We start from the raw sequence: 12,863 nt of genomic DNA on the forward strand, positions 1-12,863 counted from the left end.
TGCATCCCGTTGCAACGTATCATTACAGCCAGTAATCTTCCGATGCGATCCTGGAAGCGCACCAGCAGGTCGAAACAGTGTAAATTGTTGTCTATCAATCAGTTGTGGCTTACGGCATCGATGGCACCCGGGTTGCCCTTGAAGAGGCCGAAACCAATCTGTCTTCGCGCTTCCTTCAGGAGGTTATGCCATGTCACGCAATCGTCAGCTGGTCGGAGCCCTCATGTTCGTCGGTGCACTCGCCGCGTGCGATTCATCCGGCCCCGCCAGCCAGAATCCGGCGGTCTCGCTCAACATCGCCACTCGTGGAACGGCCGCCGCCGCCGCGCCCGGCATGCAGCTGAGCGGGGCGCCGGTCGAATACACCGACGGCACCAACACGCTGGTCATCAACAGCGTGGAGATGGTGGTGAAGGAACTGGAGCTCAAGCGCTCCGAGTACACCAGCCAGTGCGACAGCACGGCGTCGAAGGACCAGTGCGAGGAGCTCGAGTCGGGCCCGTACCTGCTCGACCTGCCGCTCTCCGCCGGTGCCACCTCGGTGATCACCGTCGACGTGTTGCCCGGCACCTACGACGAGTTCGAGTTCAAGGTGCACAAGCCGTCGGACGACTCGGAAAACGCCGCCTTCCTGGCCGCGCACCCCGACTTCAACGGCGTGAGCATCCGGGTCACCGGCACCTGGAACGGCGCCGCGTTCACCTACGAGACGGACGTCAGCGCCGAGCAGGAGATGGACCTCTCGCCGCCCCTCGTGGTCACCGATGCCGGCACCTCCGACTTCACGCTGTACATTGATATCGGTACCTGGTTCCGCGCGAATGACAATTCTCTCATCGATCCGTCCAGCGCCAACAGCGGCGGGCCGAACGAGAGCGTCGTCAACAGCAACATCACCAGCTCGTTCGATGCCTTCGAGGACGAGAACCACGACGGCCACGACGACCACGGAAGCGACTGACCTGACCACGAGACCGCATGGTTGAGCACACCCCGAGAGTGGAAGCTGTTGTTGTCAGCGACAGCTTCCACGGTTCGCTCACCGACCTGGTGAAGGAGGCGGGGGGGCGGCTGTCCACGCGGGCAGCCGGGGGCGGAGCCCCAGCCGACCCCCCCGCGGCCGTGCTGGTGATGGCGGGGGGACGGGAAGGCGAGGCGCTGGCGGAGTTGCCGGTGCTGGGCGACGCACCCTGGTACTTCATCGGCTCGACGCCCGACCACCGGATCGCGGCCGCCGCCGTCCGGGCAGGCGCCAGCGACTACCTGGTTCTGCCGGAAGATCTCGATGTGTTGCGCCGCTCGCTGGAGCGGGACATCCGGACCGCGCGCGCCAGGGTGGAGGCCGCGGAGTTTGCCGCCAGCGAGGGCGCCGATGCCGGGTTTGCCGCCATCGTCGGCCGGAGCCCAGGGTTGAGCGCGGTGCTGGAGCAGGCCAAACGGGTCGCCGGTCACCGCGATGTCACGGTCCTCCTCGGGGGGGAGACCGGCACCGGGAAGGAGCTCCTGGCCCGCGCCATTCACTATGCGAGTCCCCGGGCCGCGCAACCGTTTGTCGAGGTGAACTGTGCGGCGATTCCCGCCAACCTCCTCGAGAGCGAGCTGTTCGGGCACGAGCGCGGCGCCTTTACCGGAGCCGTGGCCGCCAAGCCGGGGCTCTTCGAACAGGCGCACGGTGGCACGCTCTTTCTCGACGAGATCGGGCATATGCCACTGGAACTCCAGGCCAAGCTCCTGCGGGCGCTGGAGAGCAGAGAGATCCGGCGGGTCGGCGGCACCAGTACCAGGAAGGTGGACATCCGGCTCCTCGCCGCGACGCATCTCGACCTGGCGCTGGCCGTGCGGGAGAAGGCCTTTCGCGAGGACCTGTACTATCGACTGAACGTGGTCCGCCTCGTCCTGCCGCCGCTCCGGGACCGTGGGAACGACCTGGAACTCCTGGCGGAGACCTTCGCCGCTGAACTGGCGGAGCGGTACGGGCTCCCGGTCCCGGTGAGCAGCACGGACTTCGGCGAGGCCCTCGCCCGGCACACCTGGCCGGGCAATGTGCGCGAACTGCGCAACGCGCTGGAACGGGTGCTGGTGCTCTCGAAGCCCGGCACGCTGGACGTCTCGGTGCTGGACTTCGGAACTGCGCCAGCCGCACAGGAGCCTGCCGTCAACGGGACCCTGCCGTTTCCCGCGGACCTGGCCGCGATCACCATGGCCGCCGTGCAGGGCATGCTCGCGCTCTGCGACGGCAACAAGAGCGCCGCCGCGCGCCGGCTCGGCATTTCCCGTCCGCGGCTGCAGCGGGTGCTCGACCAGATGGACGACTGATGCGATTCGACTTCGTGAAAGGATATTCCATGCGCTCCGCCCGACTCCTCCCGTTCATCCTGGCCGCCGCCGCGGCGGCCTGCACCGACTCCGGCGGGCCGAACACCGACGAGGTGAAACCGCCGAGCGCTCTCACCATCATCCGTCTCCCCGCCGGCAGCCCGGCGATCTGGAATCCGGTGGATTCGTTCTACGCCAAGAAGGGCGAGGACCGCATCCTCCGCATCGACTTCACCAACGCCGCCGGCACCGGTCCCGGTGAGGAGTACATGCGGCTCCGCGTGGATGCCGGGAGCCTGCTCAACTATCCGGACGGCACACCGATCGCCGTCGGGGATTCGGTCCTGATCACGGTGCGAGTGCAGGACCCCGCGCTGGTGCAGTTTGAGTTCCAGCCCGCCGGGCTCACCTTCAACCCGAGCCTCCCGGCCCAGCTGAAGATCGAATACGGCGAGACCGGCGGTGACTTCGACGACGACGGCGACGTGGACGCCGAGGACAGCAACATCGAGCAGGTTATGGCGATCTGGCGCCAGGAGCAGCCAGGCGACTCGTACCTGAAGCTCGGCGGCGTCAAGATCGAGGAGCTCAACGAGATCGAGGCGGACATCCTCGGGTTCACCCGGTACGCGATCGCCTACTGAGTATTCGATGACCACGCCTCCCGCCGCCGATCCCGGCACCGTGCTCCGCGACGCCACCGCCGCGATGCGCCAGGGCAACCTGCCCGGCGCCGCCGCGCTGGCGGCCGCCGCGGCAGCGCGCTTCCGCGCCAGGGGAGACGCGGACGGGCGGATGCGGGCGGAGAACCTGCTCGGGGCGGTTGCGTGGGAAACCGGGCAAGTTGGGGACGCGGAACGCTACTTCGGCACCGCACTGGAGCTGGCACACACCCTCGACGACAGCCTGATGACGGCCCGCGCATCCAATAACCTCGCCTCCGTGGCCCACCTGACCGGCCGCCCCGACCTGGCGCTCAGCCTCTACCGGACGGCGCTGCTCTCCTATCAGCGCCTCGGCGATCGTCGCGGGATGGCGGAGACCTCACACAACCTCGGCATCGCCTTTCGTCAGTTGAGTCAGTGGACCGATGCCGAGCGCGCCGCGGAGGAGGCCGTGCGGCACGCCGAGCAACTCGGTGACAACGCGCTCCGCAGCCTGGCGCTGGTGGGACTGGCGGAACTGCACTTGGAACTGAAGGGATGGCCGCTGGCGGAGCGGGAAATCGAACGTGCCGCCGTCCTCGCCGCCGAGGGGGACGATCCGGTCGGCGTCGCGGAAGCACGCCGGCTCCGGGCCCTGCTCCACCTGGGGCTTGGCCACGCCGTTGCCGCGCTCGACGAGGCGCAGGGCGCGCGCCAGGAGGCCCGGAGTCTCGGCACCGCCCTTCTCGAGGCGGAATGCACTACGGTCGCCGCGCGCGCCGCGCGGGCGCTCGGTAAGCGCGACCTGGCCGAGTCGTTGCGCACCGAGGCGGAGGCAGGGCTGACGCGGCTGGGCGCCGCCGGGTTGCTCGATCGGTTCAGAAACGAGTGGGGCGCCTGATCGGCGCCCCTCTTGTTATCTGGTAGATGGGAGCCGGGGTCAGTGCCCCTGCTCCTCCTTGTGCTCCTCCGCCACGCGGGCGGCGACGTCCGGTGGCGCCTCCACATACCCGTGAAAACTGTGCCGGAAAGTCCCCCGTCCATGCGTGATCGAATACAGCGTTGTGGTGTACCGGTAGAGTTCTGACTCCGGCACCACCGCCTGCACCTTGGTCAACCGGCCATCGAGTGCCGTGCCGAGAATCTGTCCGCGGCGCGCGCTGAGGTCGCCCATCACGTCGCCAAGCACATCCTCCGGCGTCCAAACCTCCAAGTCCGCCAGCGGCTCGAGCAGAACCGGACGCGCATTGGGCGCCACGTTTCGGAAGGCCAGGATACCGGCCATCTTGAACGACATCTCGTTCGAGTCCACGTCGTGGTACGACCCGTCGAAGCACTCCACCTTGAAGTCCACCACGGGATAGCCCGCCACCACACCCCGCTCGGCCGACTCCTGGATGCCGCGGTCCACGGCAGGGATGTACTTCCCGGGAATGACGCCCCCCACGATCTTGTCCACGAATTCGTACCCGGCTCCCCGCGGGAGCGGTGCGATACGGATCTTGCAATCGCCGTACTGTCCGCGGCCACCGCTCTGCTTCTTGTGCTTCCCCTGCCCCTCCGCCTTCCCCTTGAATGTCTCGCGGTATGCGATCCGGGGCCGCGCCAGATCGGCGTGCACCCCGTACTTCTGGGTGAGCCGTCCGAGGAGGATCTCGAAGTGCCGCTCCCCCATGCCGTGGATCAGCGTCTGCCGAAGCTCGGAGTTGTATTCGAAATGGAAGGTCGGGTCCTCCTCGTGGAGCTTGTGGAGCCCCGCCGCCAGCTTGTCCTCCTCGCCGCGCTGCTTGACCACCACCGCTGCGGAGGCCACCGCCTCGGGGAACGGAATCGGTGAGAGATGGACGGGTGCATCCCGCAGGCAGAAGGTGTCTCCGGTGTGGGTGTCGCGCAGCTTGGCGACCGACCCGATGTCACCGGCGCAGAGCTCACTCACCTCGGTGCGCTCCCGGCCCTGCTGGACCGACAGGTGGTTCAGCTTTTCGGCCACTTCGTGCTCGGCGTTCCAGACTTCGGCTCCGTTCTTCAGTCCGCCACGATAGAGGCGGAACAGGGTCACGTCACCGACGTGTGGCTCGGAGGTTGTCTTGAAGACCCGGCCGAGCAGGGGTGCGTCCGCGGGTGCCGGCACCTCGGCAGGCGACGGGAGCAGGTCCACCATTTCGGTCAGGAGCGCGCGCATTCCGTAGGTCAGCTGGGCGCTGCCCACGAACAGCGGGACGATCGCGCCCTCCGCCACCGCCTTCTTCAGGGCGGCCGTCACCTCCTCGCGCGGGATCACTTCCCCGCTCAGGTACCGCTCGACCAGGGCATCGTCGGTCGACGCGACGGTCTCGACCAACTGTTCGGTGTACGCCTTGACCCGGTCCTGGTACTCCGGCGGCACGTCCACTTCCTCATAGTCCCCCGACTTGGTGCCGGCGGTATAGAGGTGCGCCTTGCCGGAAAAGAGATTGACGATGCCGCCAAACTGGGAACCGCCCCCGATCGGGATTTCCACCGGCAACACCTTGGGTGTCAGATGCGCCTTGACGTCGGCGAAGACCCGCTCGAAATCGGCGTTGTCCTTGTCCATCTGGCCCACGAAGAGGAGTCGCGGCAGGTGGAGCTGATCGCACACCTCCCAGACCTTTTCGGTGCCGACTTCGACGCCGCTCACGCCGCTCAGCACCACGACCGCCGCATCCGCGGCGTGCAGCGCCGTCACGGCCTCGCCGAAGAAATCGAGATAGCCGGGGGTGTCGAGCAGGTTGAGCTTGGTGTCCATCCACTCGGCGTAGGCCAGGCCGAGGCTGATCGAGTGCTGGCGGGAAATTTCGTCGGGAGTGTAGTCGGTGAGGGTCGTGCCGTCCTTGATGTTGCCGTGGCGCCGGCTGGCACCAGAGACAAAGGCGAGCGCGTCAACCAGGGTGGTTTTGCCGCTCCCGCCGTGGCCGACAAACGCCACGTTGCGGATCGCGTCCGAGCCATAGACACGCATGGTCTGCACCTCCTTGTGATCGGGTCAAGGGAGTTTGCAGGCCAATCCCGCCGTTGTCAAACGCCGAATGAAAGACTTGATGAATTCACTGTGAAGCGTTCGCCGGGGCCACCTTCGGCGTGCTTTGCGCCTCCATCCAGGTGGAGCCGATGATCTGGCCGACGGGAACCAGGAGGAGCCATAGCCCCGTATCGTCGATTGAGGATCCGACCGCGATGCCGAGCCCTCCGATGGCGGCCGAGACCAGCACACCCTTCAGCAGCTCACCGCGCCCATGGTTGCCGAGGTGCACGCCGAGCGGAATTGCGAATGAGCCTCCCACCAGGGCGCCACTGATGGCAGGTCCGAAGCCGCACTCACCCGAGTAACTGCCGTTACATCCGACCGCGCTGCCCACCGCTGCTCCGATCGCCCACCCGATCGCCCAGCCCGTGACCCCGCCAAGCAGCATCCCGCTTCCATTCGGGGGGGCGTGGCCGCTGTCAGGCGCGGGGCGGTCAGGAAGGAGGGCGGAAGTGGGCGGACGCCAGCTCTCGAAGTGTGTGGGCGCCGGCATCTGGGCCTGGAGGGCGGGAGGCACGGCGAGCAGGAGCGCCACGATACCGAACAACGCTGGGCGGACGCGCACGGTGCCTCCCGAGGGTTGGAGCCGACGAGGGCATCGGCATCCCGCCGGGGAACCTATTATCCTGCCGCCATGCCCGCCATCACGATCACCCGTTGCGTCTGCCAGCGGATGCCGTTTGCCACGCTGCTTCCCCTGGCACGCGCCCACCACTGGACGTTCGACGACATCCTGCGCGAAACGGGCTGCGGCGACCAATGCGGACTGTGCCGCCCCTACCTGCGAGCCATGCTCAACTCCGGGACAACCGAATTCCACGAGGTCCTGTGGGAATAGGGACGGCGCACGCCCTCCGGTCTCCGGCCCGCCGTCCATATATCTTTCCATCCCATGCCCTCCCCCCTGCCCCAGGTCCTGCGCCGCGGCCCGTCGCCTGACGTGTACACGGCCCTCGCCACCGTCTGCGGCTGGGTCGGCATCTATCTCGTGTGGCAGCAGAATCTCCTCGGGCTCCTCCTCGTCCTGCTGACCACGGTGCTCGCCTGGGCGGGATTCATCCAGGCACGGGCGGTGGCCGAGCGCCAGGCCCGGTCGCTCCGTGATGCGCTCTCGGCCGCCGCCGCAAGGAACCGGGAGCTCGAGCGGCTTCGCCGGCTGGCCGCCAGCCTCCTCGCCGGACGCCGGCTCGAGGACATCCTCACGGAAGTGACGCAGGCGGCCGCCGACCTCCTCGAAAGCGAGGCCGCGCTCGTGGCCCTGGTGGTCGAGGAGGGGCGCTTCCTCAAGATCTCCGCCGGCAGCGGACCGCTGGCGCCGGTGATCGGCCAGCTCCTCCCCATGGACCAGTCACTTTCGGGGTGGGTGGTGGTGAACGACCAGTCCCTGATCAGCGAGAACATGGACGCCGACCCCCGGAGCTTTCGCCCCGACGGGACGCCCGCCTCGCTGCGTTCCGCGGCGCTCGTGCCGCTGCGCTCCGCCGGCCTCGTTATCGGCACGATCAGCGTGCACAATCGCCGCGACGGCCGCCAGTACGACGACGACGCGCTCCAGTTGCTCCAGACCCTGGGCGACCAGGTGGTCGTCGCGATCGACCGCACCAACGTGCTGGAGGAGAGCCGCCGCAACGAACACGCGCTCGACCGGAAGAACCGCGAACTCGTCCGGGCCACCCAGCTCAAGAGTCAGTTCCTGGCGAACATGTCCCACGAGTTGCGCACCCCCCTCAACGCCATCAACGGGTTCTCCGACCTCCTGCTGACCGAGGCGGTCGGGCCGGTCAACGCCGAGCAGCGTGAGTTTCTCGAAGCGGTGCTCCGCAACGGCCGGCACCTGCTGGAGATGATCAACAGCGTGCTCGACCTCTCCAAGATCGAGGCCGGCGCCATGACCCTGCAACTCGGGCCCACCGATCTGCGGGAGGCGGTGACCGCCGCCGTGGCGGATACGGCCAGTCTCCGCACCGTCCGCCGACAGGGCTGTACGGTCGAGGTGGAGGACGGGGCGCTCGTCGCCGTGGCCGACGAACTCCGGGTCAAGCAGGTGCTGATCAACCTGCTGTCGAACGCCTCCAAGTTCACCCCGGAGGCGGGCGAGATCCGTCTCGCGGTGGTCCGCACGCGGGCGCCGCTGCCCGTGCCCTCCGGTGACGACGGGGAGGCCACGCGCCTGCTGTCGCGTGACGCCATCTGGGTCTCGGTCAGCGACACGGGCATCGGGTTCCGGCCCGAGGACGCCGCGCGGCTCTTTCTTGAGTTCAGCCAGGTGGACAGCTCCGCAAGCAGGCAGCAGCAGGGCACCGGACTCGGCCTGGCCCTGAGCAAGCGGTTCGTCGAACTGCACGGCGGGACCATCGGCGCGGAATCGATCTTCGGCCGGGGCAGCACCTTCTGGTTCATCCTCCCCGTCGACGGCCCCCTCCCGATGCAGGTGGCCACCCCCCACGCGGGCGCGCGAGGGGAGTCCTGATGCGCCCGCTGATCATCGGCGTCGCCGGGGGATCCGGTTCGGGGAAGACCACCGTTGCGATGGCCATCCACGCCCGGCTCGGCGTGGACGCCGTCTTCCTCGACCAGGACGCCTATTACGCGGACCTCGGGCACCTCCCCCTCGAGGAGCGCATCCGGACCAACTTCGACCATCCGGACGCCCTCGACACCGACCTCATGGTGGCACATCTCGAAGCCCTGGCGTCGGGCCGGCCGATCGATAAACCCACCTACGACTTCGCGCAGCACACGCGCGCGCCGGGCACCATCCGGGTGGAACCCCGCGACGTCATTCTCGTGGACGGCATCCTCATCTTCGCCGACGCCCGCCTTCGCGGGCTCTTCGACGTCAAGGTGTTCGTGGACGTGGCCGACGACTTGCGCTTCATCCGCCGCATGCAGCGCGACGTCTCGGAACGGGGTCGCTCGGTGGATTCGGTCATTGCCCAGTACCTCGGGACCGTCCGCCCGATGCACCTCGAGTTCGTGGAACCCTCGAAGCGCTACGCCGACATCATCGTCCCCGAGGGGGGACGGAACACCATCGCCATCCAGATGCTCGAGGCCCGGGTGGCGGCGGAGATCGCCCGCCGGCGTGGCGCACCGGGGTAACCCTGCCCGATTGTCCTCCGGCCACGCCGGACTATCTTTCCCCCCGTCCTAACCATGCCTTTCTCTTTCGGAGACCGTCCCATGCGACGCGTTACCTCACTGCTCACCCTCGCGGCCCTTCTGGCCGTTCCCGCCGTGGCCTCCGCACAGGTCTCGACCGACCTCGCCGTCACCCGCCAGCAGATCCAGGCCGACCGCCAGGCGATTGTTGCCCAGAACCTGCCGCTGACCGAGGCCCAGGCCGCCAAGTTCTGGCCGATGTACCAGGAGTATCGCACGGCCGTCGGCAAGATCGCCGACCAGCGGATCAGCCTCCTCATGACCCCGACCGCCGCCGACACCGCGACGGACAAGGAGATCAACAACGCCCTGAACCAGTGGGTGAAGCTCGGCGGACAGTACGCCAAGCTGCAGGGCGACTGGATCAAGAAGTTCCAGCCCGTGCTCGGCGCGGCGGGCACCGTCCGCTTCTACCAGATCGAGACCCGTCTCGACCTGATCGTCCAGGCGTCGCTCGCATCGCAAATCCCGCTCGTGCCGGTGCAGTGATCCGCAGGACTTCCTTCATGTCGCCCCGGCGTGGCGTTTGGGCCATGGCCGGGGCGGTCTGCATCCTGGCTCTCGGCGCCTGCGCTCCCAAGCCGGTGCCGAAGCCCGAGTATGTCGGGCGTACCGCGTGCGCCTCCTGTCATGCGACGGAGGATTCGCTCTGGCAGGGGTCGCACCATGCCCAGGCGATGGCCGTCGCCGACAGCACGACGGTCCTCGGCAACTTCGAGAACGCCACCTACACCTACAACGGCCTTACATCGAGGTTCTTCCGACGCGACGGCCAGTACTGGGTCAACACGGAGGGCCCCGACGGCACGATGGTCGACTATCCCATCAGCTACACCTTCGGGGTGTACCCCCTGCAGCAGTATCTGATCGCCTTTCCGCGCGGACGGTACCAGGCGCTCGGAATTGCGTGGGACACCCGCACCAAGGCCGAGGGCGGACAGCGCTGGTACCATCTCTATCCCGGTGAACAGGTCGATCACCGCGACGTCCTGCACTGGACCGGCGTGCTGCAAAACTGGAACTTCATGTGCGCGCAGTGCCACTCGACCAACCTGCAGAAGGGATACAGCGAGGCGGCGGACAGCTACGCGACGACCTGGTCGGAAATCGACGTGTCGTGCGAGGCCTGCCACGGTCCGGGCAGTAACCATGTCGCGCTCGCCGAGGGCCGAAAGGGAACGGCGGGTGCGTGGACCGGCGGATCAGGATTGACGGTCTCCTTCCACGACACGGCCGCAACGGCCTGGATCATGGACCCCGCCACCGGGATTGCACGCCGAAGCGCGCCACGTGCCAACCGGATGGAAGTCGAGACCTGCGGGCTCTGTCACGCGCGGCGGGGACAGGTCTGGCCGGATTCCGGCGCGGGCCAGATCCTGGCCCAGACCCAGCGCGTCGCGCTGCTCGACGAGGGGCTCTATTTCGCGGACGGACAGCAGGACGACGAGGTGTACGAGTACGGATCCTTCGTGCAGAGCAAGATGTACCGGGCCGGCGTCACCTGCAGCGATTGCCACGACGCGCATCGGAGCACCACCAGGGTGACGGACAATGCCGTATGCGCTACCTGCCACCTGCCCACGCGCTACGACACCACGGCGCATACCCATCACGCGGCGGGCACGGCCGGCGCGGGCTGCGTCGATTGCCACATGACCCCGCGCAACTACATGGGCGTGGACGCGCGGCGCGATCACGGCATGAAGATTCCACGCCCCGATCTCACCGCTTCGACCGGCGCGCCCAACGCCTGCACCGCATGCCACGGCGACAAGTCAGTGGCATGGGCCGCCGCGCAGGCCGAGGCATGGTATGGCGCTCCCGACACCGTACCGATTCCGGTCGCGGTGGCAATCGCGAGAGCATGGTCGGCCACCCCAGGGGCAGGCGACGTACTCGTGGCCATCTCCCGAGACACGGCCCGCGCGGGCATCACCCGGGCGACGGCCATTTCCCTGATGGCGCAGAACCCGGCCCGCTACTCGATCGGCGCCATCCAGATCGCGCTCAGCAACCCGGACCCGCTGATTCGGCGGGCCGCCGTCGAACAGGTGGAGCTGCTCGACCCATCAATGCGGGCACCGATGGCGCTGCCGATGCTGTCTGATTCCGTGCGGACCGTCCGGCTTGCAGCGTTGCCCACGGTGGCCGGCCTGCCCGACTCCGGATGGTCGGCACCGGAGCGAGCCGCCTTTGCCCGGGTGCTCGCCGAGTACCGCACCTCCCAGCGCTACAACGCCGACCGCCCGGAATCGTGGGCCAATCTCGGCAACCTCGAGAGCCGGCTCGGCGACCCCGCCGCGGCAGTCGCCAACTACCTTCACGCCATCCAGCTCGCACCCCAATTCGTGCCCGCGTACACCCAGCTCGCCGAAGTCTACCGGACCGCGGGGCAGGAGTCGCAGGCCGACTCCATCTTGCGGGCGGGATTGCAACAGGTGCCCGGTTCGACCGATCTCAAGTACCAGCTCGGCCTGGCGCTGGTCCGGCAGCAGCGGATTGGCGATGCGCTGCCATACCTCAAGGCGGCGGCCGCGTCCGGGATGGCGCACTACGCCTATGTGTATGGCGTTGCGCTCTTTGAGGTCGGTCAGCAGGGGCAGGCCATCACTGAGCTGCAGAAGGCGCTCACGGCAGCGCCCGACAACCAGGAATTGCTGTACGGCCTGGCGTCGATTGCCGCGGCAGCGGGGCAGCGAGACGTGGCGCTGCCGCCGGCGCGAAAGCTGGCCAGAATGAATCCGGACAACCAGGAGATCCAGCAATTCCTGGCTCAGCTGGAAGGGGCGCCCGGCCAGTAGTCTGGCCACGCGCCGCGTCGGTCAGGGCGGCGGCGCTGGGGCGGGCGGGTTCCATGGCGCCGAGAGGTAGGCGACCGCGGCGGGGCGGTCAGGCAGGAAGCCCTGGTAGTCGCGCTCGAGGTCGTAGTGTTCCGGATTGTGGGGCCGCTCGGTGACAAGCGCATCGTGCAGGCACCATTTGGCGCCCGCCTTGCATCCCGAGCGCGACGCATTCACGGCCAGCACACCCCCCTCAACGGCGTACCGGGTTCCGAGCGCAATCATCGTTGCGGCATTTGCCGATCGCGTACCGGTTGTGCTGTCCTCGGCATAGACGAAATAGGCCCGCCGGAGGTGCTCGACGATGGCAGGCGTCAACCCGGACTCGCCGCCATCGAGGTCGTAGTACACGATCCGCCCCAGCAACCTCTGCCCCACCGCTCCCATCTCCTCCAGTTCCGTGAACAGTTCGTGTGCCACGAAGCTCCCACTCGAATGGGCGGCGACGATGACCAGGCCCCGCTTCCGCGTCAGGAGCTGGCGGGCCAGGGCCCGGTTGCCGATTTCGCGGCCGGCATAGTCCACCGCTGCAGGTCCGCGCACAGCACAGAGATAGCGGATACCCCGGGTCGCCAGGGCCGTCCGGTAGACCTCATCAACCCAGGCTTGCGCCCAGGCCTCCTTTACCCCCCAGCCGCCGTAAGCGAGGAACGTCCCGTAGACTTCCGTCCGGCCTGTATCCCGGCAGGACACGCCGGGGCCCACCACGACCCAGTCCCGTGGCGCCATCCACAACAATGCGGTCAGTGCGAGAAATACCTCCATCATGTCCCGATCTTCTCCATTCGGTGTGTGCTTGACGGGGCTTTGTCGGAGGCGCACTTTCCCCACTTCGGTGGTTCCCTCATCTCGCCCACG

Annotated in this window: 12 protein-coding genes; 9 read left to right on the plus strand and 3 right to left on the minus strand. The window is 67.8% G+C overall.

Going from position 1 to position 12,863, the window contains the following annotated elements:
• The first annotated feature begins 190 nt into the window (after positions 1-190).
• From R2910_09885 to R2910_09900, 4 genes are read left to right on the plus strand one after another with little or no spacing between them, the layout of a single operon-like run.
• Complete coding sequence (locus R2910_09885; protein MEZ4413281.1) at positions 191-961, plus strand: hypothetical protein; 771 nt, start codon at positions 191-193, stop codon at positions 959-961.
• Positions 962-978: 17 nt separating this feature from the next.
• Positions 979-2,316 (plus strand): sigma 54-interacting transcriptional regulator, encoded by a 1,338-nt coding sequence (locus R2910_09890; GenBank protein ID MEZ4413282.1) that lies wholly within the window; start codon positions 979-981, stop codon positions 2,314-2,316.
• 29 nt (positions 2,317-2,345) lie between these two features.
• Positions 2,346-2,960: a hypothetical protein gene (locus R2910_09895; protein MEZ4413283.1), complete on the plus strand. Its 615-nt coding sequence runs from the start codon at positions 2,346-2,348 to the stop codon at positions 2,958-2,960.
• A gap of 7 nt (positions 2,961-2,967) precedes the next feature.
• On the plus strand, positions 2,968-3,861 hold the full coding sequence (locus tag R2910_09900; protein ID MEZ4413284.1) for a tetratricopeptide repeat protein: 894 nt from the start codon (positions 2,968-2,970) through the stop codon (positions 3,859-3,861).
• Between the two features lie 39 nt (positions 3,862-3,900).
• On the opposite strand, the gene fusA is transcribed toward R2910_09900, so the two are convergent.
• A complete protein-coding gene (gene fusA, locus R2910_09905) occupies positions 3,901-5,940 on the minus strand; it encodes an elongation factor G (GenBank protein ID MEZ4413285.1) in 2,040 nt (679 codons plus the stop codon).
• Between the two features lie 85 nt (positions 5,941-6,025).
• The gene (locus R2910_09910) at positions 6,026-6,568 is read right to left on the minus strand and encodes a hypothetical protein (GenBank protein ID MEZ4413286.1); all 543 of its coding nucleotides are present in this window, start codon (positions 6,566-6,568) and stop codon (positions 6,026-6,028) included.
• A gap of 69 nt (positions 6,569-6,637) precedes the next feature.
• Here R2910_09910 and R2910_09915 point away from each other — a divergent pair, with 69 nt between their 5' ends.
• The 5 genes from R2910_09915 to R2910_09935 all read left to right on the plus strand — a co-directional run bounded on the left by R2910_09915 (position 6,638) and on the right by R2910_09935 (position 11,966).
• The gene (locus R2910_09915) at positions 6,638-6,841 is read left to right on the plus strand and encodes a hypothetical protein (GenBank protein ID MEZ4413287.1); all 204 of its coding nucleotides are present in this window, start codon (positions 6,638-6,640) and stop codon (positions 6,839-6,841) included.
• 54 nt (positions 6,842-6,895) lie between these two features.
• Entirely contained in the window at positions 6,896-8,473 is a 1,578-nt protein-coding gene (locus R2910_09920; GenBank protein MEZ4413288.1) for an ATP-binding protein, read from the plus strand.
• Entirely contained in the window at positions 8,473-9,105 is a 633-nt protein-coding gene (udk, locus tag R2910_09925) for a uridine kinase (GenBank protein MEZ4413289.1), read from the plus strand. Before R2910_09920 ends, udk begins: the two co-directional genes overlap by 1 nt.
• A gap of 81 nt (positions 9,106-9,186) precedes the next feature.
• On the plus strand, positions 9,187-9,654 hold the full coding sequence (locus tag R2910_09930; protein ID MEZ4413290.1) for a hypothetical protein: 468 nt from the start codon (positions 9,187-9,189) through the stop codon (positions 9,652-9,654).
• A 17-nt stretch (positions 9,655-9,671) separates the two neighbouring features.
• Positions 9,672-11,966, plus strand: coding sequence for a multiheme c-type cytochrome (locus R2910_09935; protein MEZ4413291.1), 2,295 nt, complete (start codon positions 9,672-9,674; stop codon positions 11,964-11,966).
• A gap of 21 nt (positions 11,967-11,987) precedes the next feature.
• Here R2910_09935 and R2910_09940 read toward each other — a convergent pair whose 3' ends face one another.
• Positions 11,988-12,773 carry a hypothetical protein gene (locus R2910_09940; GenBank protein ID MEZ4413292.1) on the minus strand — a complete coding sequence of 262 codons (786 nt, stop codon included), beginning with the start codon at positions 12,771-12,773 and terminating at the stop codon, positions 11,988-11,990.
• Positions 12,774-12,863 lie beyond the last annotated feature (90 nt).

This window comes from Gemmatimonadales bacterium (assembly GCA_041390145.1).
Classification (GTDB): Bacteria; Gemmatimonadota; Gemmatimonadetes; order Gemmatimonadales; family GWC2-71-9; genus SPDF01.